The sequence below is a fragment of the Streptomyces sp. NBC_01304 genome, from assembly GCF_035975855.1.
Classification (GTDB): Bacteria; Actinomycetota; Actinomycetes; order Streptomycetales; family Streptomycetaceae; genus Streptomyces.
The window spans coordinates 9,535,026-9,559,845 of record NZ_CP109055.1 but is presented as its reverse complement, the minus strand read 5'-3'; the positions used below and the strand labels follow the sequence as shown (position 1 = coordinate 9,559,845).

18 protein-coding genes and 3 pseudogenes are annotated in these 24,820 nt (G+C 66.6%); 12 read left to right on the top strand and 9 right to left on the bottom strand.

The features are described 5' to 3' along the window. The first annotated feature begins 51 nt into the window (after positions 1-51). The 6 genes from OG430_RS42605 to OG430_RS42580 all read left to right on the top strand — a co-directional run bounded on the left by OG430_RS42605 (position 52) and on the right by OG430_RS42580 (position 9,131). Positions 52-732, top strand: coding sequence for a response regulator transcription factor (locus OG430_RS42605; RefSeq protein ID WP_327358028.1), 681 nt, complete (start codon positions 52-54; stop codon positions 730-732). A gap of 210 nt (positions 733-942) precedes the next feature. Beyond that, a complete protein-coding gene (locus OG430_RS42600) occupies positions 943-2,205 on the top strand; it encodes a UDP-N-acetylglucosamine 2-epimerase (protein ID WP_327358027.1) in 1,263 nt (420 codons plus the stop codon). Further along, positions 2,202-3,398 (top strand): PP2C family protein-serine/threonine phosphatase, encoded by a 1,197-nt coding sequence (locus OG430_RS42595; RefSeq protein ID WP_327358025.1) that lies wholly within the window; start codon positions 2,202-2,204, stop codon positions 3,396-3,398. The genes OG430_RS42600 and OG430_RS42595 overlap by 4 nt, the downstream gene beginning before the upstream one ends. 1,039 nt (positions 3,399-4,437) lie before the next feature. Then, positions 4,438-6,021 carry a glycosyltransferase family 2 protein gene (locus OG430_RS42590; protein ID WP_327358024.1) on the top strand — a complete coding sequence of 528 codons (1,584 nt, stop codon included), beginning with the start codon at positions 4,438-4,440 and terminating at the stop codon, positions 6,019-6,021. 106 nt (positions 6,022-6,127) lie between these two features. Then, positions 6,128-8,095 (top strand): acyltransferase family protein, encoded by a 1,968-nt coding sequence (locus tag OG430_RS42585; RefSeq protein ID WP_327358023.1) that lies wholly within the window; start codon positions 6,128-6,130, stop codon positions 8,093-8,095. A gap of 235 nt (positions 8,096-8,330) precedes the next feature. Further along, entirely contained in the window at positions 8,331-9,131 is an 801-nt protein-coding gene (locus OG430_RS42580) for a family 16 glycosylhydrolase (protein ID WP_327358022.1), read from the top strand. A 63-nt stretch (positions 9,132-9,194) separates the two neighbouring features. Here the strand turns inward: OG430_RS42580 and OG430_RS42575 are convergent, their stop codons facing one another. Then, a complete protein-coding gene (locus tag OG430_RS42575; protein WP_327358021.1) occupies positions 9,195-9,944 on the bottom strand; it encodes a transposase family protein in 750 nt (249 codons plus the stop codon). 618 nt (positions 9,945-10,562) lie between these two features. On the opposite strand from OG430_RS42575, the gene OG430_RS42570 reads away from it, so the two are divergent. Continuing rightward, a complete protein-coding gene (locus OG430_RS42570) occupies positions 10,563-11,789 on the top strand; it encodes an IS110 family transposase (protein ID WP_327358020.1) in 1,227 nt (408 codons plus the stop codon). 196 nt (positions 11,790-11,985) lie between these two features. Here OG430_RS42570 and OG430_RS42565 read toward each other — a convergent pair whose 3' ends face one another. Continuing rightward, positions 11,986-12,993 carry a glycoside hydrolase family 26 protein gene (locus tag OG430_RS42565; protein ID WP_327358019.1) on the bottom strand — a complete coding sequence of 336 codons (1,008 nt, stop codon included), beginning with the start codon at positions 12,991-12,993 and terminating at the stop codon, positions 11,986-11,988. A gap of 659 nt (positions 12,994-13,652) precedes the next feature. Next, positions 13,653-14,054, bottom strand: a pseudogene (locus OG430_RS42560) (transposase); the annotation flags it as partial. A gap of 1,170 nt (positions 14,055-15,224) precedes the next feature. On the opposite strand from OG430_RS42560, the gene OG430_RS42555 reads away from it, so the two are divergent. The 3 genes and pseudogenes from OG430_RS42555 to OG430_RS42545 all read left to right on the top strand — a co-directional run bounded on the left by OG430_RS42555 (position 15,225) and on the right by OG430_RS42545 (position 16,946). Next, positions 15,225-16,532 carry an RICIN domain-containing protein gene (locus OG430_RS42555; protein ID WP_327358017.1) on the top strand — a complete coding sequence of 436 codons (1,308 nt, stop codon included), beginning with the start codon at positions 15,225-15,227 and terminating at the stop codon, positions 16,530-16,532. Beyond that, a pseudogene (locus OG430_RS42550) lies at positions 16,504-16,590 on the top strand (hypothetical protein); the annotation flags it as partial. The gene OG430_RS42555 and the pseudogene OG430_RS42550, both read left to right, overlap by 29 nt. Before the next feature lie 26 nt (positions 16,591-16,616). Further along, the gene (locus OG430_RS42545; protein WP_327359504.1) at positions 16,617-16,946 is read left to right on the top strand and encodes a hypothetical protein; all 330 of its coding nucleotides are present in this window, start codon (positions 16,617-16,619) and stop codon (positions 16,944-16,946) included. Between the two features lie 54 nt (positions 16,947-17,000). Here OG430_RS42545 and OG430_RS42540 read toward each other — a convergent pair whose 3' ends face one another. Then, on the bottom strand, positions 17,001-17,447 hold the full coding sequence (locus OG430_RS42540) for a hypothetical protein (RefSeq protein WP_327358016.1): 447 nt from the start codon (positions 17,445-17,447) through the stop codon (positions 17,001-17,003). Between OG430_RS42540 and OG430_RS42535 the strand changes: the two genes are divergently transcribed. Continuing rightward, positions 17,446-17,772, top strand: a complete 327-nt coding sequence (locus OG430_RS42535) for a hypothetical protein (protein ID WP_327358015.1) — start codon at positions 17,446-17,448, stop codon at positions 17,770-17,772. The genes OG430_RS42540 and OG430_RS42535 overlap by 2 nt on opposite strands. Here the strand turns inward: OG430_RS42535 and OG430_RS42530 are convergent. From OG430_RS42530 to istA, 5 genes and pseudogenes are all read right to left on the bottom strand, one after another. Next, positions 17,723-18,310, bottom strand: a complete 588-nt coding sequence (locus tag OG430_RS42530) for a hypothetical protein (RefSeq protein ID WP_327358014.1) — start codon at positions 18,308-18,310, stop codon at positions 17,723-17,725. The two genes, OG430_RS42535 and OG430_RS42530, sit on opposite strands and share 50 nt — an antisense overlap. A 221-nt stretch (positions 18,311-18,531) precedes the next feature. Beyond that, positions 18,532-18,855 carry a DUF6415 family natural product biosynthesis protein gene (locus OG430_RS42525; protein WP_327358013.1) on the bottom strand — a complete coding sequence of 108 codons (324 nt, stop codon included), beginning with the start codon at positions 18,853-18,855 and terminating at the stop codon, positions 18,532-18,534. Positions 18,856-19,320: 465 nt separating this feature from the next. Next, positions 19,321-20,306, bottom strand: a pseudogene (locus OG430_RS42520) (IS5 family transposase). 176 nt (positions 20,307-20,482) lie between these two features. Further along, positions 20,483-21,274, bottom strand: a complete 792-nt coding sequence (gene istB, locus OG430_RS42515; RefSeq protein WP_327357760.1) for an IS21-like element helper ATPase IstB — start codon at positions 21,272-21,274, stop codon at positions 20,483-20,485. Continuing rightward, positions 21,274-22,812 carry an IS21 family transposase gene (istA, locus tag OG430_RS42510; RefSeq protein ID WP_327357761.1) on the bottom strand — a complete coding sequence of 513 codons (1,539 nt, stop codon included), beginning with the start codon at positions 22,810-22,812 and terminating at the stop codon, positions 21,274-21,276. The genes istB and istA overlap by 1 nt, the downstream gene beginning before the upstream one ends. A 243-nt stretch (positions 22,813-23,055) precedes the next feature. Between istA and OG430_RS42505 the strand changes: the two genes are divergently transcribed. Further along, the gene (locus OG430_RS42505) at positions 23,056-24,099 is read left to right on the top strand and encodes a tetratricopeptide repeat protein (RefSeq protein WP_327358012.1); all 1,044 of its coding nucleotides are present in this window, start codon (positions 23,056-23,058) and stop codon (positions 24,097-24,099) included. Positions 24,100-24,820: the final 721 nt, after the last annotated feature.

The following is a 24,820-nucleotide window of genomic DNA, read 5'->3' as shown; positions in this document are numbered from 1 at the left end:
TCCTGCACCCGGCGAGCATGAGAGTGACGCCGAGGTGACAGGGAGTGTGCGATGCCGGTCAATGTGCTGCTGGTGGATGACGAGCCGCTGGTCAGGGCCGGGATCAAGGCGCTGCTCGACACCACGGACGAGATCCAGGTGATCGGCGAGGCAAGCGACGGGGCCGAGGTCGTCGACCTGGTCGCACGGCTGCGGCCCGATGTGGTCGTCATGGACGTCAACATGCCCAAGGTCTCCGGCATCACCGCCGCCCGCCGGCTGCAGGACCTGTCCCCCAGACCCCGCATCCTGATGCTGACCGCGCTCGGCGACGACGAAAAGGTCGCGGCGGCGTTCCGGGCCGGAGCGGACGGCTTCGCCCTGAAGAGCACGCGTACCGGCGAACTGATCCGGTCGGTGCTCGCCGTCGCGGAAGGCGATCCCGTGGTGCCGCCGGAGATCATGCGCCTGATGATCCGGCGAACCGTCGAGCAGGACACCCCCGAGGTGGCCGAGGCCCGCAAGCGCGTCGCCGGCCTGGGCGGGCGGGAGCGGCAGGTACTCGCGCTGCTCGGCAGCGGGGCGAACAATGCACGGATCGCCGAGGCGCTGTTCATGGCCGAGGGCACCGTCAAGGCCTACGTGTCACGGGTGCTCGCCGAGCTGCACGTGGAGAACCGGACGCAGGCCGCGCTGCTGGCCCACCAGATCGGGCTGACGCCAGAGGAAGCGGAGGAGCAGCCTACGGCTTGAAGTGCGGGCCCCGCACGGCTCGGACGGCGGGTCCGCGCGGCCTGGAAGAACGGCCCGAACGGCGGGGATGACTGTCTTGAGCGGCGTTCAAGACTTTCGTTGAGCCACGCAAGACACAAGTGACCATTTTCGGATATTTCGGACGGGCATTCTCTTTCACGGAGCGCATTCGCAGTGCACTCATTCCGCACCGCTCGTGGAGGAGAGACCATGTCCCGCACCACCCCCTGCACCCCCCGCCCCGCCCCCCGTCCCGCGAACCTGCCCCGGCTGGCCGGCCGCATCGCCTTCGTCCTCGGCACCCGCACCGAGGCCGCCCGGCTCGCACCCGTCCTGCATCAGCTCGGCGACGCCGCCGCGGTCGTCCACACCGGCGAGCACCCCGACCCGCTGCTCGCCGCCGACCTGCTCGCCGAGTGGGGCCGCACCACGCCGGACGTCGCGCTCGCGGCGGCCGGCCGCAACGGGGGTGAGCGGCTCGGCCGGATGGTGACCTCGCTCGGTGGCGCCTTCGCCGAGCACCGACCCGCCGCGGTCGTCGTCCTGGGTGGCAGTGTCTCCGCCGCCGCGGGGGCGCTCGCCGCGCACGGCGCCGGAATACCCCTCGTCCACGTGGGCGCAGGGGCGCGCAGCCACGACCGCGGCGAGGCCGCGGAGCACCGCCGCGTCATCGCCGACCGGCTGGCCGACGTACTGTGCGCGGTGACTCCCGAGAACGTGACCCAGCTGATCGACGAGGACTACGATCCGGACCGCATCGTGCTGACCGGTTCCACTGTGGTGGAGTCCGTGACGCGCCGGATGCCGTCGCCCTCGCGGATCGCCGAGCTCATCGACGTCCTCGGCCTGGACCGCGACCGCTATGTCCTGGCTACTCTTGATGACCCTCGCACCACCGACGACGCCGAGCGGCTGAGCATGTCTCTCTGCTCGCTCGGTGACGCACAGGACGGCGGCCACCCGGTGGTGCTCGCCCTACGGCCGGGCACCCGCGCCGCGGTGGTGCGGCACGGGCTCGGGCCGCTGCTGGCCCGGCTGCGGGTCCTCGACGCACCCGACGAGCAGTCCTTCCTCGCCCTGGCACGCCACGCGGCGCTCCTGGTGACCGACTCGGGTGCGGTCCAGGAGGTGGCGACGGTGCTCGGCCGACCGCATCTCGTGGTGCGTACCTCCACCGAACTACCTGAATCCTTTGGGGAGTTCGCGGAACTCACGGCTCCCGACGAGCTTGCTTCGGCGATACGCCGCCACCTTGCCCGGCTGCCCGAGGCGCTGGACCGCCTCGCCGAGGTCGCCTCGCCGTTCGGTGACGGCCTGGCCTGTGAGCGCATCGCCGAGGTCGCGCTGGCGGCCGCCTCGCGCGGGGGCGAGGATTTGCGGCCCCGGCGGGCGCTGCCCTCCCCCGAGGCCCTGGCTGCCCGGCGGCATGGCCTGGTGCCGGATGCCGTGGTCGACGCCCACATCAGCGCGTGAGCGGGCAGCCGGCCCGGCACCCGGTGCGGTCGCATGCGCTCAAGTCCGGGTCCGCGGGATGGCTCGCCATCGGCCTGCTGACGGCCGGAGTGCTGCCCAACCTGCTGTGCGCCGAGGCGACTTCAGCGGGCCCACTAGTGGCGATGGCCTGTGTGACGGCCGGAGTGACCCTGTCCTTCCGCAGCGCTTCAGCACTCCTCGCCCTCGCGCTTGTCGCCGATGTACTGCTCGCCGCGCGGCACGGCTCCCTCGACGAGTTCCGCGGGTTCGACATCGAGGCCGCCGTACCGCTCGGCACCGCGGTCGGGCTCTACCTCAACCGCCTCGTGGGCCAGTACGGCCGCCGGATGCACGCGGTCAGCGCGGTGGCCGAGGAGGCACAGCGGGCCATCCTGCCTGCGCCCCGGAAGCGGCTCGGCCCGCTCGCCGTCGCGGCCCGCTACCAGGCGGCCCAGCGCGAGGCGCGGATCGGCGGCGACCTCTACGCGGTGCAGCACACCCGGTTCGGCACCCGGCTGCTCATCGGCGACGTACGAGGCAAGGGCATGGACGCGGTCGGCGCCGCGTCCGTCGTGCTCGGCGCGTTCCGCGAGGCCGCCGACGAGGCCGTCTCACTCCCCCGTCTCGCAGACCGCCTCGAGCACGCACTGCTGCGGGAGGCCGCACACGACCACGGTGAGGCAGGCGTGGAGGGCTTCACCACAGCACTCCTCGGCGAGGTCACGCCCGACGGCACGACAGTGCGCCTACTCAACCGGGGCCACCCCGCGCCCTACCTCCTGGACGGTGACGATGTACGCCCACTGCTGCCGGCCGAGCCCGATCTGCCGCTCGGCATGGGCCGGTTGAACGACCGACGTTCGGTACCGGACACGTATCCGCTGCCGTACGGGGCCGTCCTGCTACTGATCACGGACGGCGTTACGGAGGCACGCGACAGCGGGGGCGCCTTCTACGACCCCGTCGAGCGCCTCGCCGGTCGCGGCCGGTGGGACGCCCCGGAGACCGCCATCGACGTCCTGATGGACGACGTGCGGCGCTGGTCGACCGGCAGCACGCACGACGACATGGCAGTGCTCGCGGTGCGCCGGGTAGACGCCCCGCCCGTGGTGGAGTGCCCGCTGCGCCGCCTGACCCTGCGCAGATACGGGGCATCGCGACTAGTCCGCCTACAGTGCGGCAAACGCGTGTGACCTACCCGCACGAACAAGCACAATGGCCCCACAAGGCCACGCCACAGTCGACTACAGTCACGTCCCAGCCGCACCTGCAGCGACTGCCGGCTGGAAGCACCTGCTTCCCGCGCCGCCGCGCCAGCGAAGATTTGGGCGAGCTGACACGGATCATTCTGCTGCGACTGGCGGACTCAGCGCTCGCGAAGACCTAACGGATGCAATCGCTGGTGCCCAAGTTCCCCTCGCGGGTGACCACTTCGCGCTGACGATGGCGCGCCGAATACGGATATCGAGGTGCCTCCTGGGCTGACTCGTTGCCGGGGCAGGCTTGCCGGATGTCGATCCGTTGGCGGCTGTCCCGAGGCAGGCTCGACTGCGGGTTCTACGACGCACCGCTGGCCGCACTGTCCGACGAGGACAAAGAGGCCGTCGAGGCGGCGGCCCCGAATCAACCTGGAGGCCACCGACACACGCCGCGCTGCTCGCCGCCGCATCCTGGCTCTCTCCAAGACGACCCACCTACCTCGGGAAGCCCCGCGAATCGCCGCCCACTCGTTCTTCGAGCTCGCGTGTGTTTCCGGACCAACAGCCCGGCGTATCGGCCGAAAGTCCGGTATAAGTCATGAACCATGGCGGGGAATTGGCCTCCACCTAACGGGCCGAATGGCCCGAAAATACCTGCCAAGAAGTTCCCAAAGGAAAGTAAAGGCACTGGTCAGCTGAGTGCCTACACTGCTAGTACACGACAGCGGCAGGCAATCGAAAGCTCTTCCGCTTGGAAGATCTTCAACTCCTTCGCCATCATTGGTCCCGGACTTGTGGCGACGAGCTAGGACGTATTCCTCCTTGATCGAGGATGTGTTCCAGCTCCGATCGGATTCACCTCGGGCCATAAGGCGGCCCTCCTTTCATGCAGACAGCAGACCCTGGACTGCCGCGAAACCCCTGCCCCGTGGCCGGTAACACCAGCCACGGGGTCGTGGACCGGAACACACTGCACCAGCCCGGCCTCGATGGGCCGTGCCCTGCCCACTCACGGAGAAAGAGAAGGACAATCATGGGGACGAGTGGAACTCTTGCGCCGCCTGCGCTGAGCGCTCCGCCCGCCGGCATCGTCTCGCCGCCGTCCGACGTGGAGCTGTACGCCTATCTCGGACCACAACGGCGCTGGGTGCTTACGTGCATGTCCGCCGCGTACGTCTTCGCAGGCACGACGCTCTTCCTGTTTGCGATGCGCACACCACTGCTGTTCGGGTTTCTGGCGGTTCTGGCAATGAACAGCATTGCCTGGTTTCTGGCTCTCATGGACGGGCAGAGCAGGCGTCGCGTGCGCAAGTCACGCCACGTTGCACTCGTGCGCCGGTGGGAGCCGGCTGTCATGCCGAGCATGGACGTCTTCCTGCCCTCCTGCGGCGAACCCCTCGATGTGCTGCGTAATACCTTTCACCACGTCTCACGGCTCGAGTGGTACGGGAGGCTGCGAGTGTGGGTCCTGGACGACGCGGGCTCGCACGATGTCCGGCTGCTCGCCGCAGAGTTCGGGTTCGAATACCGCAGCCGCCCCAATCGCGGATACCTGAAGAAGGCCGGGAACCTCAACTACGCGCTTGGGCAGTGCGATGGGGAATTCATCACGATCTTCGACGCGGACTTCTGTCCTCGGCCGGACTTCTTGTGGCACCTCATGCCGTACTTCGATGACCCGGGAATCGGCATCGTGCAGAGCCCGCACTGCTTCGACACGGGGCCCGAACAGACCTGGATCGAGCGGGCATCGGGTGCGAGCCAGGAAATCTTCTTCCGCTGGCTGATGCCGTCGCGAGATGCCAACGGAGCCACCATCTGCTGCGGCTCATGCGCTGTTTACCGTCGCTCCGCGCTCGACATCATCGATGGCTTCGCCAAGATCGAGCACAGCGAGGACATGTACACGAGCTTCGCCATGCAGGAGAACGGCTTCAGTACCAAGTACGTCCCCGTACAGATCGCCAAGGGCTTGTCCCCGGACACGCTGTCCGCCGCGGTCAATCAGCAGTACCGGTGGTGCTTGGGAAATCTGCAGCTCATGGCGAGCCGGCGCTTCTACCAGTTGAAAATGCCGTGGCGTGCGCGGGTCGGCTACTTCAGCGGCTTCGCCAACTACATCGCCCAGGCCATCAACGTGTTCGTTCTGCCGCTACCGATGGCCATCATGTACTTCTCCGCGCCTGAGGACATACGGGCGTGGCACATTCTGCCTCTGTTGGTGCATGCCTGGGTGTTCCTCGTACTGCTGCCCTCAGTGGCCACGACCCGCTGGCGCTTCGAGGTCTTCAGGGGAACCACGCTGTTCTGCCTCGCTCATGGGGTGGCGCTCGTACACCTGCTGAAGGGGCGGCACAGCGAGTGGGTTCCGACCGGCGCGGCGGGACGGCGTTCCCCGCTCGCCCACACGGTCAGCAAGATCGCGGTCTGCTGGTTCTCGGTGAGCAATCTGTTGCTCGGCGGGGGCGCCGTCTACGCGGTGCTCCACACAGGCCTGGTGCACATGTGGAGTTCGTTGATCTTCGTGGGCGCCTATGCCTGCATCACGGTGCCTCTGATCCGCGAGGCCCAGCTCGCCCTCCGTCCGTCTCCCGTCCGTGCAAGGAAATCAGCGTGAACCACTCGCGTAGCTGGCATAGCGGCCTCGCCATCACCTCAGTACTCATCCTCGTCGGGTTCCTGGCCACCGGCTGGGCCGACCCCATGATCGACTGGCTCACCTCATGAAGCTGCCTTTCCGAACCGAAGTCGAGGGCCTGCGGGCCGTCGCGGTCCTGGCAGTCGTCGGATTCCACGCCGGCGTCCCGTACTTCAGCGGCGGATACGTCGGAGTGGACGTCTTCTTCGTCATCTCCGGATTCCTGATCACAGGCCTGCTGCTCAAGGAGATACGACAGACCGGGCGCGTACGCATCTCTGAGTTCTACGCACGTCGAGCGCGCCGCATCCTGCCCTCGGCGGCGGTGGTCCTTGCCGCGACGCTGGTCGCAGGCTGGTTGATTCTGCCGCCGCTGCGGCACCCCGATCTGGCGTGGGACGCCATCACGTCCGCTCTCAACGTCGCCAACTGGCAGTTCATCGGGCACAACACCGACTATATGGCGGCCGGGCAAGCGCAGAGTCCACTGCTGCACTTCTGGTCGCTGGCGGTGGAGGAGCAGTTCTATCTGCTGCTCGCCCCGCTGCTGTGGCTCCTGGCCCGCTACTTCCGTCGCCTGATCGCCCCCGTGCTGATCCTCGTGACCGCGGGATCGTTCGTGCTCAGCTTGTACTGGACCCAGCTCAACCAGCCTCTCGCCTATATGGCCTCCCCCGCGCGGGCGTGGCAGTTCGGACTTGGCGGCCTGCTCGCCCTGCTCGCGTGGGCGCCGCGTCAGACGCGTAAGAGGCCCCGGAAGTTTCCCGCCCACGCGCTGGGAATTCTGGGCGTGGGAGCGATCGGCGCTTCCATCGTGCAGTTCACCTCCAAGACGCCGTTCCCCGGCTGGGCGGCTGTGCTTCCCACCCTGGGTGCGGTGGCCGTGATCTGGGGCGGCGCCTCCGGGGTCGTCGGCCGGCTCCTTTCCGTCAAGCCGATGCGGGTGATCGGTCAGGTGTCCTTCGCCTGGTACCTGTGGCACTGGCCGGTCCTCACACTGGCCGAGGCCGCCGCCGGAGAGCTGTCCTGGCCCGTCAAGACCGCCCTCGCCGTGTCCAGCCTTCTGCCGGCCTGGCTGACGACCCGATTCGTCGAGCGACCGTTGCGGTACGCGCGCGGCCTCTCCGTCGGTGCTCGTCCCGGTCTCAATTTGGGGCTTACCGCCACGATCCTGCCGGTTGTCGTCGCCCTGACAGTGGGCAGCAGCTCGCTCAACGCGATGGCCACCGATGTGACGAACCTGCAGCTGGTGGGGGCGAAACGCGGCCCCAGCTTGGTCACCGAGCCCGTGCGCGAAGGCGGCCCCGTGCCCGCCCCCTTCCACGCGGCGAAGGACTTTCCTCTGACGCCCGGCTGCCAGGTCGGCCCCGAGGGAACGACAAGCCCTAAGTGCCTATTCGGCAACACAACCTCACCGGACCGCATCGTGCTGTTCGGCGATTCCCACGCGACCGAGTGGTTCCCCGTAGCCGAGGCCATCGCCAAGCGGCACAACTGGTCCGTGGAGGTCCTCACCAAATCGGGCTGCCCAGTACCGAAGATGGACGTGTACAACCCGCAGCTCGGGCGTACGTACACGGAGTGCGACACCTGGCGTGCCAACACGCTGCAACGCATCAGCGCGGAACCCAAACCTAAGATGATCATGGTCGGTTCGCTTAACCAGTACGACCCTCCCGAGGCCATGGCCGCCGGTTGGAAGCAGACACTCAAGACCCTTACCGCCACCGGCGCGCCCGTCGTGTACCTCCGGGACCACCCCATCCCGGGCAAGGACATTCCGGCGTGCGTCTCGGGTGCCGCCGACGATCTCTCGCAGTGCGCGTTCCCGGCCGCGAGCGCCTTGCGACCGGACCCGGTCGCCGACCATCCGCCCAAGGGCGTGACCGTGGTGGACGTCGTCGATGCCCTCTGCCCGCCTGGACAGATGTGCCCGGCGGTCAAGGACGGCATCCTGCTGTACCGCGACAACTCACACCTGACCAACACTGCGGCCACGCTGCTTGCCCCTCGAGTGGAGGAGCAGATACGACGCCTCAGGGTCCTCGACTGACCGTTCTCGGGGAAGTGAAGGCTGCTCACTTCCCCGAGAACACCACTCAGGGGGCTTGCAGGGGCTGTATGCACAGCACCTCCCCGAGTTGTGACCACCCGGACAGTTCCTGCCCAACTCAGCGGTTCCCACGGCAACATTGGATGCGAAAATGACAAGGTTCCGATTCCTGGCAACTGTCACGCCGGTCCTGCTTCTTGTGGGTGCGGTCTCCTGCTCGAGCACCGCAGGGAGCGTGGGACAGGGTTCGTGGCACAGTATTTTCCGGGACGATTTCGACGGCCCGATGGGGAGCGCCGTATCTTCCTCGAACTGGCGCCACGACCTGGGGTATTGCTATCCGGGCTGCCCTGCCGCGAACTGGGGGACGGGAGAGATCGCTCGTCACACGGACTCCACGAAGAACGCGTCCTTGGACGGCTCGGGCCACCTGGCCATCACGCCCTGGCGGGAGCCGGACGGGTCCTGGACATCGGCCCGCATCGAGACCCGGCGATCCGATTTCGCCATTCCGGAGGGCGGCACGCTCCGCATGGAGGCGTCCCTCAAACTTCCTGCTGTCGACATCACGACCGGCAAAGGGTATTGGCCCGCCTTCTGGGCCATGGGAGAGCCAATTCGCCAGAGCGGGTACACGGGCTGGCCGCAGTGGGGCGAAGTCGACGTCATGGAACACATCAACGGCAGACCGGAAATCCACTCCGCGCTGCACGCAGGACACCCAGAGACGAACCAGAACCTCGCCTCAACCCCGTTCGAGTGCTCGGACTGTGATGACAAATTCCACCTCTATGCCGTCGAACTCGACGCGCACGAGGCGCGGTACTACGTCGACGGCAAGGTGCATCATCGCGTCACCGAAGAACAAGTGGGAAAAACTGTCTGGAAAGACGCCACTCAGCACAGCTTCTTCCTGATTCTGAACGTCGCTGTGGGCGGCAGCTGGCCCAGCCAACTGGGCGGCGGACCCGATGGCACCACGGTCGACGGAAAACCCATGCTCGTCGACCATGTAGCCGTGTACACGCGGAAGTAGACGGCTCGCCTCCAATTACCGCAATCGGGGGCAGCGCAGGCGAACGGCACGTACTGAGCTCTTTCAGCGTTGCCGCTCGAGTGTGAGGACGGGCTTGGCGATTGATGTCATTCGATTCGGGCTGCATCGGGCTCTGCGGAAAATGCGCCAGGACTTGAGGCGGGCCACACCCCGCTCGACCGGCGCTCTGGCCTGAGCGAGTGCGCGGTTGACGGCGAGCTGGGTCGGTGAGAGTTCGCCGTTGGGCGGGCGCCGGAGCGCCGTGGTCACCCACGAACCGCCGCCTGTGTAGGCGCGGTCGGCCAGGATGGGAACGCCCTGGCGCTCGCAGATCCGGATGATCCGGTGGGAGCGGGCCGCGGTGAGATCGTGAGCACGGCCAGGTAGGGCCGGTGAGATCCACAGCAGCTGTCCGGCCGGGTCGGTCACGACCTGGACGTTCACCCCGTGGCGGCGGTGTTTGTGGGAGTAGTCGGCCCGGCCGTCACCGACCCGGTCGCACTCGGCCAGGGTTCCGTCGACCAGGACGTGGCCGGGCTCGGCTTCACATAGGACACGCAGCAGTCCAGGTGCACGGTCGGCGAGGAGACTGACCACCGAGGCGATGTAGGCGTGTGCCGTGCCCACCGAAATCCCGAACCCGGCGGCGAGCTGGGCGAGGGTGTCGTGCCGGCGCAGGTACACCAGCCCGACGAGAGCGCGTTGGTGGGGCGGGAGCTTGCAGCGACGGTCACCCTCGCGGGTGACGATGAGCATGGTGACCCACTCGACGAGCGCATGCGGCAGGTCGAGTGCGGCAGGATAGGAAACCAACGAGGCTCCTGTGCCAGCGAGTTGAGACTTCGAACACCTAATCCCTTGATAAGGACATCCCCAGGGAGCAGGTGAGGCTCGGGATGTTCGAGTGCCGGATCGTGACATCTACGCGCAGCCGGGCGGTCACGCCTCAACGTAGACCGGGTGCACGGTCTTGGCGCGTGGTGGTGGCGGTTGCGGCGCCAGACGGACGCTTTTTGAACACTGGGCAGCTCATGCCTCGAGGGAGACAAGCGGCGTCTGGCGTCTCCGTGGCCCCTACCCAATTGGCAGGAGGCGCTGGCGGTCGTCGGCGCTGGGCAGACCTCTAGAGCCGCCCCGGTTCCAATGCCTCGAGCTAGAACGAGGCTGCCCAGCGCCGTCGAGCGTCAACACCCACACCCTTGATCACTCGTTGGTGTTGGTGGTGCGAGCCCACCGCACGGTGACCTCTCGTTACGCCCGAGCCGCCTGAGTTCCTGCGCAGACCGGGGCCCGTGGGGTGCGCTGGTGCCACGAACGGCTTGTGAGGTGTCGGCCCGGCCCTTCGTGGTTGAGGCCTGGGATTAGGTCGCTCGCGTGGCCCGCATGCGCTCGTAACCAGCGCGAACACCAGCACATCGGGAGGGGAAAGCCTTGATCTACTGCGGCATCGACTGGGCGGAACACACGCACGACGTCGCCCTGGTCGACGACACCGGCCAGTTACTGGCCAAACGGCACATCACCGACGACGCGGCCGGCTACAAGATCCTGCTGGACCTGCTCACCGAGCACGGCGACAGCAGGGAGAACCCGATCCCGGTCGCGATCGAGACCTCCCGCGGCCTGCTGGTCGCCGTCCTGCGGACCGGCAATCGCCAGGTGTTCGCGATCAACCCGATGGCCGCGGCGCGCTACCGCGACCGGCACTCGGTCTCACGCAAGAAGTCCGACCCCGGCGACGCCCTCGTCCTGGCGAACATCCTGCGCACCGACATGCACGCCCACCGGCCCCTGCCCGAAGACTCCGATCTCGGCCGTGCGATCGCCGTCCTCGCCCGTGCTCAACAGGACTCGCTGTGGAATCGCCAGCAGCTCGCCAACCAGCTCCGCTCCCTACTGCGCGAGTACTACCCGGCCGCCCTGGAAGCGTTCGCCACCTGGGCCAATGGCCTGTGCCGCCCCGAGGCCCGTGAACTCCTGAGGGCAGCTCCTACTCCCGCTCGGGCCGCGCGACTGACCCGCACTCAGCTCCAGGCCGCCCTCAAGCGAGCCGGCCGCAAGCGCGGCATTGAGGCGGAAGCCGAACGGGTCCGCGACGTCTTCCGCGCTGAGTGGGCCCACCAGCCGCCGCTCGTCGAAGATGCCCTCGGCAAACAGATGCTCGCGCTCCTCGTCCAGCTGGAAGCGGCCTGCACCGCCGCCGATGATCTGGCCAAGGCGGTGGAAGAGCAGTTCCCTCAGCACCCGGACGCCAAGATCCTGCTGAGTTTCCCCGGGCTCGGCATCCAGCTCGCCGCCCGGATCCTGGCAGAGATCGGGGATGACCACACCCGCTTCGCCGACGCCCGCGGCCTGAAGGCGTATGCGGGCTCCTCGCCCATCACCAGGGCCTCCGGCAAGAAGTCGTCCATCACCCGGCGTTGGGTGAAGAACGACCGGCTCAACCACGCCGGCTACCTCTGGTCCTTTGCCTCACTCAGGGCCTCCGCCGGAGCCAACGCCCACTACCGCCGACGACGCGAGATTGGCGATTGGCACGCGGCCGCTCAGCGCAACCTGTTCAACCGCATGATCGGCCAGCTCTACCACTGCCTCCAGCACAGCAAGCTGTTCGACGAGAGCGCCGCGTTCCCCGCCGAACTTGCCGCCGCCGCTTGACGGCATAGCAACGTGAGGTGTCTCCCTCAACGGCACGGGAGCCTCGTGCGTTGCGTGCCCCGTCGCCCTCACCCGATCAGTGGCCACTCTGAATATGCTCACTGCCCGAGGCACGCAGATGTCTCCAGCCTGCCAGCAAGCATCACAGACTCCGCTCCGCCTGGGCAGCCGATCAGTGGGACACTGCGACGAACAATTATCCCAACTTGCCGGGGTCAAAGCCGAAATCATCGCCCTCGGTGTTGGCACGGAAGGTGCGCTTGGAGATCGGTCCGCTGTCGATGCGCCAGTCCGACTCCTTCTTCAGGTTGAACCAGACGAAGCCAAGCACGTCATCGCGCGCGGCAACGCCTTTGAACAGGTCGTTGATATCGGCGGGCTTGCGCTCACCGTGCGCGGACGCCGTTTCGGGGATGATGAAAGGCTTCTTGGTGAAGGTCCGCACCTGGGTCATCGTGGGCCCGAAGAGGGTCTGGAAGGTGCGGGGACCGTTGTCGACGTAGTAGCCGATCACGCCGACCCAGTCCACATACTCGTCTCCGGGCCAGTAGGGCTTCAGCTTGACGTCCGGCATCGGATAGATGATGTTCGGAGACCAGGTCCAGATGACCGTGGTGGCCTTCTCCTGCTCGAAGATGTCGTGGATGTGCTTCCACGCCGCCACGAACTGCTCTGCGGTTGCCGTCTTGGCACCCCACGGGTACCAGTGTCCGTTCATCTCATGCGCAAAGGTGATGCCGACCGGGATGTTCAGCTCGCGCACGGACTGGGCGTACCTCCGGATGTAATCGTCGCTCTTACCTGCCGCGATATCGGCAAGCGACTCTTTGAACGGCTCCCAGGAGATGAACGGCAGCGCACCCTTGTCCCATACGTCCATGGCATGTCCGGCGTCGAAGCCGTCACCCCAAGCGGCGTAGTAGGCGATGAGGTTGGGCTTCTTCCCAGCAGCCTCGGCAAAGTCATCAACGGGCTTCATCGACGCCGGAACCCCCTGGGCTGCCATCCCGAAGTACTTCTTCCCGGGGTGAAGCAGCGGCTTGATGTCATACGGCTCCGCGCCCGCGCGCGAAGCCCCGTCAGCCGCGGACGTCTCCGACGTCCCGGACTCGTGGCTGTCCTTCGAGATGGCGCCACAGCCGGTGGCGGCGAGGAGTAGGGCGCTGGCAGTGAGGGACAGAGCGGTGGTGCGGATGCATTTCACGGGGGCAGGCCTTCGAGGTACAGGGCTGAGAAGAGGGGGGCGCACGGACAACGCATTTCCTGTGGAATCCCAGGAATTCCGAGTCGACAAGCGCACTCTCACAATGCGTGACCGAAAATTCAGCTTAGGACATAGGGCCTCACGCCGCTACGGGAAGGAAGTCCCAGAGCTGAGGACCTTAGCCCTTTACTGCGATCATCCCCCACTTCTGGCGTGTCCGTCGCCGTAGGGCTCGCGCCCCGTAGGCGATCCCGTAGTACGTCTTCGTTGTACGTATCGAGCGCGACGTAGGCCGCCCACTCATCCCCTTGACCCGCCTCATTGGCGGATGCCTCGCCTCCCGGAAGTTGCCCGACTCGCTAATTCAGAGCTGAACAGGACGCGAGCACCGGTTTCAGGTGTCGTTCCGATGGGTGTTTTCTTGCGCCGCTGGAGGATTGGGCTTAAAGCAATCAAGCCTTGGCCATATCGTGCGGGTCTTGCGGTGCGAAGCCCTGGACACCTCCGAGCTGCCACCGCTTCCCTGGCATGCTGTTGTCCCCTTCGGCTTTCACCTCCAGGTAAGCCAGGTAACCCAGGAATGTTCCTCCAAATTCCCTATCTTGGGCTCCTGAATGACGTCAGGCATGTAAGGCAAGTAGGGTAGTGCTGTACTTGCCTTACTGGTATCCAAGGGGTGTTACTGCGCTTGAACTTCCAGCGAGGCATCCGTCGATGAGGTCGCGGCGGTATTGGATCGTGCGCAGGCCGCGCCTGACGGTCTGGACGAGGTGCTCTGGAGTGGTGAAGGCGACGTTGCTGAGCCAGCCGCGGCGCAGTAGCGACCAGATGCCTTCGACTGGGTTGAGATCGGGTGCGTAGGAGGGCAGTTGGTGGACGGTCAGCCAGTCCCGGTCGGTGATCCAGGTGCGGAGCCTGGCGTCCAGGTGGACGTTCAGGTTGTCCCAGATGAGCACGATCGGCCCGCCGAGTTGCTGGTGGGCGACCTGCAACAGGTCGCGGTAGTCGGTCCAGGCGAAGCTCTTGCGGCCATCGCGCCGGCCGTCGTCGCGGCGGGGCCGGCGCGCTGTAGCTGACGTGAACACCGCTGTCGGCCACGACCTGCCGCACCGGAGGCGTGCACATGCGGGCGGTGTGCCGGTAGTCGCGGGCCGTGCGCGGGCTCAGGCTGATCTCGTCGCAGTACTGGTCCAAGGTGCCCTCGGGGCCGCCCGGGGCCGTGACGCCCAACAGCTTGTCGCCGATGCCGAGGCGGTTCTGGCAGCCCTCGTTCATCAGCCGCCGGCCTTCGCGCACGTCCTGGTCTGTGTAGCTCATACGGATGTCCCATCGCAGCCAGTTCGACAGGCGCACAGTAATCAGCCGAAAACATAAAATTCCGCACGTAACTGGCGGTGAATACAGTCGAGTTGACGCCGCCAGTGTCCTGGTCTGCGGTGCAGGTGCGTCACCGTGTTCCGCGGGGTTCACTCGGGAGAGTGGCCGGTTGCCGCTGTGTCGCTGTGCCCGCTTCCCCGATGGCCCGGGATGCGACGGGGTTCGGCAGAGCGAGGCTGCGGCCGTCCTCGCAACTGGTATTCATCCAGACCCCGGTTGCCGACGCCGCGCAGACGGATACGCCCTAGGGCCCCGCCGCCCCTACGACGCAGGCACAGGCACAGGCACAGGCGGGCAGGGGAGACGCTCAGTCATCGCCGGCCTTGACCTCTTTGCGGCGTGGATCTATGGGCATTCGGAGTTTGTCGGTAATCAGGACGTTTGCCCTGACCGTTCGAGGACTTTCGGCACGTTGCACCCAGGACCGGAAGACGTACATGCTTTGCGGATACTTTACTGACGCCATAAGTCGACATGGGCGTCCGATGCGGCCCTATCAAAGAACACGAGGCTCAGGAAGTGCATGCAATTCAAAAGCAAGCGAAGAGCAGATAGGAATGGCGCAGGAGCGGAAGGTAGAAAAGGGACGGGGTGGTGACACCCATTCGCCTGCGCAGCGGTTCCAGTGGGGGCTGCCTCGCTCTAATGTCTGACGATTGGAATGCCGTACCCGCCGCACTCGGCGACTGCACTCACCAAAGCTGCACCGCAGCATAGTTGTGCCACTCAGGTCCGGTTCCAAAATATCCGACCGGCGCGCTTTGGCTGAGGGCTACCACCGCATCCACCGCCAGCCACGGACCACCTCCACCACCTGTGCCGAGCATGACTCAGGCGCTACCGAAGGGAAAATCATGACCGCCATAACTCCATACTCGAAACGGGCGACGTTGGCAATACTCGCCAGCCTCCTCGCCGCAGGCTCGGCCATGACCGGAGCCTCGGCCGAAGCGGCGCCGAGTGCCAAGTCAACCCCAACCGCGTCAACGCAGCCCCCAATCGGCAAGCCCGTTAGCCTGATGGCCAGCCACAGCGGAAAGGTCGTCGACCTGGCGCCGAACCCATCGGGGGATACTCGAAGGGTGATTCAGTACACATCAAATGGCGGGAACAACCAGGCCTGGCTTATGGAGAGCGCCGGGAGCGGCGTGCAGTTCAAATCGAAAGACAACGGCAAGTGCATTACCATATCAGCAAAGGCTGGCAGCGGTGATCCAGTCGACGAGCTGACCGACGGGAGGTGCGGATCGGATCACTCTCAATTCAAGCTGGAGCCGACTGGTGGTGACACTTACATGATCGAAAGCCTCAAATGGCCGGGAATCGTACTCGATGTAAGCGGCAGCAGTATGGCCGACGGCGCCAAAATTGAACCCTACGCCAAGAAGGGCGGAGCCAACCAGAAGTTCAAGATACAGTCTTCTGAAGGTCGGCCCAAGATGTGGGACTACTCGCCTGGTGCGCGACTGGGGATCGAGGGGGCTCCCATCGCTGGGGCGACGTTTGAGTCGATCATCTACAATGAGTCGGCCGAAACCTACACGCGGACGGGTTTCAATGAGAAGGAACACGTCAATCTCGACGCCCCGGACGAGATAGAGCCGGGACAGGTTGGCATCCTGCAGATTCGCTCCGACAACCTTTGGACCGGCCCGGAAGGTTCGGTGAGCTACCGGAGTAGGAGTGGCAATGAGGTGAAGGTCAATTGGGATCTCCCGCACGTCGGCGCCAACAAGTACACCGTCAAGACTACCGGCATTAACGTCTCCGCTCGAGACCAGAACGACAACAGGTTCAGCGTATCCCCGGGGCAGAGTCATTACGCAGAGGGGAGTTCCTTCGGTCCCGACACCCGCGTCTTCACTGCTTTCACGATCGGCGGGTTGGCACTCGAAGGTGGACCAAAGCCCTCACGCGGCGGCAAGTGCGAGGCCTATGCCAGCGCCGTCAATCCCGGATTCGATTGGAGCATCATCGCAGCCAACCTGAGCGACAAACAGCGCGCCTGGCTGGAAGCGCTGACCAACACCACAGACAAGATCGATTGGGCTCCAAACGCACCGTGGTGGGCGACGGGTGATGGGCAAGCCGGCGCAATGATCGGTGCAGCGATCGGCGGGATCATCGCCGGCTGTGACCCGTGGACGTCCTCCGGTCGATAGAGGCACCATCGCATTGAGTTGGGACGGCCTGCGGGTTCCGGCGATCGCCGTCCATCTGGGCTGTCACCACAAGACGGTCCGCAAGTGGCTGCACCGCTTCACGGACACCGCATCAAGAACGAGCTCGACTACAGCCGCGGCCCGGAGAAGACGTGGGTCTACGGCGGGCTGCGGGTCCGCGACGGCATCGAGGTCACCACGACCGCCGCCTCCCGCAACAGCGTCAACTACCAGCAGTTCCTGCAGTTTGCCCCTCAATGTCACGCGGGCCCGTCCTTGGACGGGCCCGCACTTGCGTCAGCCGGTGTCGACGCTGCTGATCAGGGACCGTCTGGCTGCTTGCGTGGGCGGTGCGGCTGGCGCCGTTGCCATCGGCGGGCCAGCCGTTCCCGCCGGGTCAAGCGCGGCCCGTAGGTCAGCCCCGGCTCGGCGAGGCTGCTGGTGTGAACGCGCTGGCGGCGAAGCGGGTTAGCAGTCATTCGTGGTGTCCAAGGTCGAGCTGGTGCCGGAGGGGGTGACGGTCTGCTGCTTGCCGTCCTTGACGAAGGTGGCCCGGACATTGGTCTTGATCCGGTACTGGCCGGGATCACAGAAGTATCGCAGGGACACGGTGAAGCGGCCGGGCGTTTGGCGGCTCTCCTTGGGATCGCCTACCGGGTGCCAACTGCCCTTCGCCTTCCGGTACTCGAGCTGGACGCGTATGTAGTGCGAGGTGGGTCTGGTGGTGCAGTTGACGGTCACGCTCGCGCTGACCACCTTGCGGGCCACGGACATGCCGTTGGCGGTCGAGCAGCCTCCGGCATAGCTGCCGGTGGAGTCGCAGCCAGTCAGAGGGACGAGCACCAGCACGGCGGCCGGGGCGAGCATCATCTTGCGCACGTGGTCCTCCTGGATGTGGGTACTGTGCTCGGTCATGGACGGCGCCCCGTACATCGACCCCGACGTCGACCCGAGCCGGCCGGTGTGCGGGATCTGCCCGTCCAAGCGGCTGCCGCGGGACAGGTTCGTGGTCTACGACCGGCCGAACCGCGAGTGCCCGTTCAACCCGGACGACGGCTTCCGCTACACCGCCGCCGGACTCCCGGACATCGCCGAGGGGACTCCGGCCTGCGTTCACCCGCACAAGATCGGGCTGGAGCCGGACCGGATCGCACCGGAGTACACGCCGGAGCCCCCAGACGACGAGGCGGCTACGCCGCGGGGGCGAAGTCGATGGCGACTGTTTGCCCGCGGTCGGTGACACCGATCGACGCGTACTTGCCGTCGAGGATCTTCCGGCGCCGTTCGGCCTCGTCGGCGTCGATCCAGTACCGCTCGTTCACCGCGCCGAACGCGGCCCGATACGCCTGGTGCGTGTAGTCGCCGATCTGCCACGGCGTGTCGTTGACGTGCTCGTTCACCGTTGAGTGCACGAACCGGATCCCGGTACGTTCCTGGACTCGGGACAGGGCGGTGAACTGGGCACACAGCGCGTGAGAGGTGACGTCGACCGGTACGGGTACGGGGATTTCGGCGGCGAGCTCGTCGCCGGTCATCTCGTAGACGGCCGACTTGAGTGCCATTACCTTCAGCGCGTCGTCCAGAAGTTGCTTGGCGTCCCTCTCGACGCTGCAGTTGCTGACGATCGGGCCGCCGTAGAAGTCGTCCCAGTCGTTGGCGTACTTCGCGCAGCCGTCCAGGACGGCCTGCATTTCGCCGTCGGCCTGCCAGGTGCCCAGGATCTGACGGGCCCTCTCGGCGATCTTTTCAGGTGCCGGCCTCACGAGGGTTACGTTCATGGGGTGTTGCTCCTCTCGCATCGAGTGGTGCAGGTCAGGGGGGTGCCAGGGCGGGGGAACCGGTGACGCCCCGGCACCCGGGGCTTCGCCCGCCGACAGGCGAAGCCCGGCCCCTGCCGGAAGGCAGGGGAGCTTTTAGGGGTGTTCGGCCAGGTAGAGCAGGCCGCCCACAAGGGCGATGCAGAACAGCACGTAGGCGATGACGGCCAGTCGCTGCCGCATCAGGTCTGCCGTTGTCCGGCGGCGTAACGGGCCAGGTAGGAGGCGGACTTGGCCAGCAGGCGAAGACCAACGGCCGGGTCCTGGTCCAGGTCTGCTGCCACCGCGCGGGCATGGCGGACGGTGTCGAGGACGATGTCCTGCTGCCTTGAGTCGGCCAGGCTGCGGCCGTAGTTCTCGGCTGGGTCGGCGAGCAGGCCGATGTACTCGCGCAGGCGCCGCCGCAGCTCGTCCGTGGTGGGGCCGGTCGGCCGCGCGCGGGACAGTACCAGGGCCAGATCCACGTCGCGGGGCAGATCGGCCATGCTCACACGGGCGGCATTCACGACTGCTCCCTCATCGGTGGGGGTGCAGCCGCCCGCCGGGAGGAGGACGATCAATCCCGGCGGGACCGCTGCCTGTGCGCACACCGCGCAGGGGGTGGGAGGAGGCCGGGCCGACCCTCACGGCCCCGGCCGGACCGTCGCGGTGTGGACTTCAGTCAACTGCCGGGTACAGCAACGCAATAGGACCCAAGATGTAACCCCGCGTAGTCCTCTGTAACCCTTGGGAGGGGGCTCACTGATGATGGACCCGGGCGAGCAACACCTCACGGACGCCATCCGTCAGGCATGCACCGAACGGCGCTGAGGGCCCTCCAAGCTCGCCCGTGAACTCGGGCTCGCCGCCGGCCGCGGGCCGAACGGCATGACGCGGCAGTACGCGCGCAAGCTGCTGATCGGCGAGCGCAGTCCCGGCGAGACGTGGATGCCCGCCGTGCTGCGGGTCTTAGGTACTGTCTGGAGTCCAGATCATGACTGCGGTGCGATGCTGCGGAGCCAGAGCATCGCACCGCACAGATGCAGTCCGGCCTCGTAGCTTTGCGGGGTCTTGTCGAAGCGGAACGCGATACCGCGCCAGTTCCGCAGCCGATTGATACACCGCTCCACAGTATTGCGTTCCTTGTACAGCTCCGTGTCGTAGCCGACGGGCCGGCCGCCCTTCGAACCGCGCTTCTCGCGGTTGGCCGCCTGGTCCACTTTCTCCGGGATCACCGCGCGGATCCCGCGTCGCCGCAGGTAGCGGCGGTTGGCTCGTGAGGAGTACGCCTTATCGCCAGCCACCGCGTCCGGTCGGGTCCGGGGACGCCCGGCCGGTCCACGGACCTTTACCCGCTCAAGGACCGGAACGAATTGCGGGCTGTCGCCGGCCTGTCCGGGTGTGAGGACGAACGCCAGCGGGCGGCAGCGCCGGTCGGCCGCCAGATGGATCTTGCTGGTCAGCCCGCCCCGGGAACGCCCCAGCTCGGCGGCCTTCAGACGGGCCCGGTGCCGTCGACGGCGCTCCCGCCGCTCGGCCCGCGCTGGATCGTCGGGGCCGCCGTCCCGGGGGTTATGCCCCTTTGCTGGAGCCCCTTTTCCTCCTCGACGGCTTTCTCCAGGGCTTCGAGTTGGACCGGGTCCAGGGCCATCCCTGCGGCGTGGTGGTGGGCCCGGGCGGTCGCCGAGTCCACACTGACCAGGCCCAGGTCTGCCTGGCCACGGGCGGCAGCCTCGGCGATCACGGCCTCCATCAGGTGCTGGAGGACACCCCGCGTCGCCCAGATCCGGAAGCGGTCGTAGGCGCTCTGCCAGGGCCCGAACTCGCCCGGCAGGTCCCGCCAGGGGCTGCCGGTACGGAACCGCCACATCACCGCGTTGAAGTGTTTCCGCAGGCCGGGTATGGGTCCGACCGCGGCGACCGGGAGGTGGGGCTCGATCAGGGTCCACTGCTCGTCGGTGAGATCGCCTCGCGCCATGGCTGACGGCTTATCAAGGCAAAACCCCATCGCGCAGGCGATTTACCGAACTCGCGATCTGGACTGTCAATGGCCTCTCGATCGTCCCCGCTGGCGGCCTCAGGGCATCCCCGCTGGTGGAAGCGTGATCGCCCCACTCGCGGCCAGATAAATTCCCCGCCATCGGTTGGTGTGGATTAGCTGAAGGGCTTCACCCCCTTTCCGGTCGTGGCTTCGGTGAACCGAAACGAATCACCCTGAGTGACCGTGACGTGAGCATGGTGAAGTAGCCGGTCGACGGTCGCGGTGGCCAGGGTCTTGGGCATGATCTCGTCGAATCCGGACGGATGGAGGTTGCTCGAAACCGCGATCGAGCGTCGTTCATATGCGGCATCGACCAGGCGGTAGAAGCCCTCGGCGGCGTCCTCGGAGACGGGCAGCAGGCCGATGTCGTCGACGATGATCAGGTCTGAGCGGACGATTTTCGCGAGGGCCCGGGCGATGGAGTCGTCCGCGCGGTGCCGGCGGACCAGCATTCCCAGGTCCTCGATGGTGAACCAGGCGACGGTCAGGCCGGCTTCGACCGCGGTCTGCCCGAGGGCCTCGGTGAAGTGCGACTTTCCCGTCCCCGACGGTCCACAGATACAAAAATTCTCCCGTCGGCCGACCCATTCCAGACTCTTGAGGGCATCCTGAGTGGCCCGCGGTATGGACGACTTGGTCTCGTGCCAGTCGCCGAAGGTCTTGCCGGTGGGGAACCCGGCCCGCTTGCGGCGAGTGTGCAGGTTGGCGCGGTCGCGGCCGGCTGCTTCCTCGGCCAGCAGGACGCGGACGACCTCGGCGGGATCCCAGCGTTGGGCCTTCGCGGTGGGGATGATGTCGGTCAACGAGCGGCGGATGTGTGGCAGTTTGAGCCGCTTGGTGAGCTCGATGGCCTCGGCGAGCGGGTCGCCGTTCGTGCCTAGAACGGTGCGGATCGGGGTGGCCATCAGAGCTGGTCGCTTTCGTCGTACTCGGAAAGATCAGGAGTGCTCGGGTCGGTGGCGCCGAGGGCGGACCAGGCCGAGGTGCCGGGCTGCAGCGAGTGGGTCTCGCTGCGGCGGACCGGCTCGGTCAGCCCGTGGACGGCCTGGTAGTCGAGGATCGACAAAAGGTCCTTGTCCGCGAAGCGGGAAGTGACCGCGGCGGTGCCGAGTGCCCGGTCAACTTCCGCTATCGAGTAGAGCTTCGAGAGCGCGACGGCCTCGGCCATCTTCGCCTTGATCCGGCGAACCCCGGCCGCCCCGGCCTCGACCAGCCAGCTCGCAGCACCTGGCCCGAGCTGGAGGAACGCAGCCTCCTCGGCGGAGGTCGCCCTCGGAGTGCGGTCCCTTTCCTTGTCCTCGCGCGGCGGGTAGTGGGCATCCTCCAGGACCGGCGAGCCGGGCTCGCCGCGCGGGTGGCGGGCGACCTCGTGGGCCGAGCCGGTCTCGTCGACGGCGGTGACGATCAGCTCGTCGCCGTGGAAACGGGCCCAGACCCGGGTGTCGATCAGCTCGTGCGGGACCGAGTAGCGGACCGCGTCGACCGAGATCGTCGACTCCCAGGTCACCCGGCGGGTGGTGCCGAACGCGGCGGTGAACGGCCGCCTCGGCAGCGGATGCAGACGCTGTTGTTCCTCCGCGAGCCGCTCGACCGGTTTGCGTCGAGTCGCTTTGTGGGTGCGGGAGTTGACCTCTTCGCAGAACTGCCGGCAGGCGGCTTCCAGCTCTCCGAACGTCTTGTATTGCTCGCGCAGATTGACGTCCCGGGGCACCAGATCGGCCTTCGCGATCTTCACCGTGGACTCGGAGCCACCCTTGGTTTCCGGGTCCGCCGGCAGGCACGTACGAATCGTCGTGCCGTAGTGCCTCGCGACCTCGACGATCTCCGGGTTGCGGACCGCGATCCCGGCGACGTGGTCGATCGTGACCGTCTTCTCGTTGTCCGTGAGGACGTAGGCCGGGACCCCGCCGATCCTGCGGAAGGTGGCGTCCAGACATGCTGTGATCGTCGGCAGTGTCTTGTCCCAGATCGGGATGACGACGCGGAAACGGGACCAGGCCACCCATGCGCAGAACAGTGTGGTCTTGCGGCCCTTGATCACCGGCCCGTCGCCGAAGTCGTACTGAATCCAGAGCCCCGGCTCGGTCACCCACGGCCGATAGACCCTGCGAAGACCGGCCCTGAACTGGGCTTTTGCCTCGGCGACCGTGCGGCGGGTGGTGCGTTCCCCGCCGGTGAAGCCCATCGCGGCGATCCTCTTGTGGACCACGTCCGCGCGGATCCGGCCCTGCGAGCGGACCACCAGTTCCTCGATCTTCGGCAGAAAGTCGTCGATCGCCCTCGCCCGGTGACGGCGCTGGTCAGGATGCTGACCGGCCGCCCGCATCTTCACATAACGGGCCACCGTGTGGTGGTCGCACCCGGCCAGCTCGGCCGCGGCACGGTAACTCCCCGTGAGGTCGTACGCCTCAAGGATTTCCATGATCTCCCTGCTGTTCTTCACCCGCTCCAGCGTCGCCGAGCGGGACTACTCGGGGCGAGCGGGGAGAAACCGTGGCCGTACGCGGGGATTCCCGAGGCCACAAAATGCGCCGTATTTGGCCGCCACCGGGGAGCTTACGGAGGCCGCCGTCAACTGGACTCCAGACACTACCTAGGGCTTGATCCCCAGCTCGTCAATACCAGCGCGCCTCCCGCGCCGACCGTCGATACCGTGGCATCAGTCTTGGCTCTTGGGAGGAGTGACGTGGACCGTCGGAACTTTCTTACCGCATCCGGCGGCACCGCCCTGTCCTTCCTCGGCGTCCCCGACGCCGACGCCGTCACCCGCCGCGTCGCCACCGTCTCCCCCACGGCCGTGAGGGTCGGCCAGGGCGAAGTCGACGCCATCAAGACCATGGTCAAGACCCTCGGCGACAGCGCCGCCGAGTACGGCGGCGGACACGTCAAACACCTCGCCGTGCGCTACCTCACCGACAACGCCGGCCCCTGGCTGCAGGGCCGCTACACCGAGACCGCCGGACGAGCCCTGTACGCGGCAACCTCACAACTCGCCCACGTCATCGGATGGATGGCCCAGGACGAAGGCGACGACAAACGCCACCAGGCCCTCGCCCGCCACTACTACGCGCACGCCTACCGGCTCGCCGACGAGGCTGGCGAGCCGGAGCTGGCCGCCACTGCCCTGCGCGGTCTGACCGTGCACGCCATCAACCTCGGCGCCCGCTACCGGGCCGAAGCCATCGCCCTGGCCGAGAAGTCCATGGGTTACGCCAAGCACCTCACCGACCCTCGCGCCGTCGCCTACTACCAGTCAACTCTCGCGGATGCCGCAGCCCTGGACGGTGATCACAGACTCGCCACCAAGGCCCTGTCCGCCTCCCAGACCCAGATCGAGCGGACCGCCACCGCACCGCCCGGCGACTCCTGGGCCAGCCACTTCTCCATCGGACGCTGGGCATACGCATCCGGGATGACCCTGGCCAAGATGGGCGACCTCCCCAGCGCCCGCGAACACCTCCACGAAGCCCTCGACCGGTACGGCCTCGACCGGCGCCGCACCCGCGCCAGCGTCCTCGGTCACCTTGGCGAGATTCACCTCCGCCAAGGCGACCTCGACGGAGCACTGGCCGTGTGGGAACAGTTCCTCGACTGCACGGATGGAGTCCAGCCCGTACGCGTCCGCGACGCCGCCGAAGACCTACGCGTCCGACTGGCCCGCTACCCCGACGACACCCAAGCCCGCGAACTGTCGGGGCGAGCCGGACGCCTACTCGCCAGTACTGGCTAGCAATCAGTGTGCGTCGCGTCACATGCGCCCCGCGCCGGGCATCGGCATGAACTCGGTGTCCATCATCTTGGGCATCTAGATGGCCGTCTTGGACATCACGATGGCCGTCTTGGCGATCTCTCCGAGCGCCGCAGGTCAGCGAACTACCCGCCCGGAACACCCTGATTCGTTCCGAGGCACGGGTATAGCGTACGCGTCCCACGTATGCATGACTCGTGTCTCTGACCTGCGGCAACTGGAAGATTTTCCACCACGGACTCTGCTGCCTAAGCGAGTTGGGGTGTGGTTTGCTTCTCCATGGCGAGAGTCCATCGGGTCTCTCGGTCTCAACTCCGGGCAGAGGTGCAGTTTTCCGACCCTTGCATGTGGGGCCGGAAGTTTCGGCACCCGGCCCGAAGGGGCTCCGGGCACGGCGAGTCCCAAGTTGAGATATGGGGGTGCCCTGTGGGGCGCTTCTTCCGACGTAGGAAGTACCCGTGGTGGGCCTGGGCCTTCATCATCGTTCCGGCGATGGTGACAGCGCTCGCGAAGGCCTTCTACTGGGGGTGGCGTCTGTGGGATTACGCGCAGGCCACCGGCCCTTGGTAGTAGCCAAGGGCCGACGACCTAACACATGAGAAACGGCACTGGAACCCCCGCTGGCCAGCAAGCGGTTCCGGCGTCCAGGGCCCTCGTACCTGCCAGGTACGAGGGTTCCGTCGTTCTCATCTCTAGCACTCGA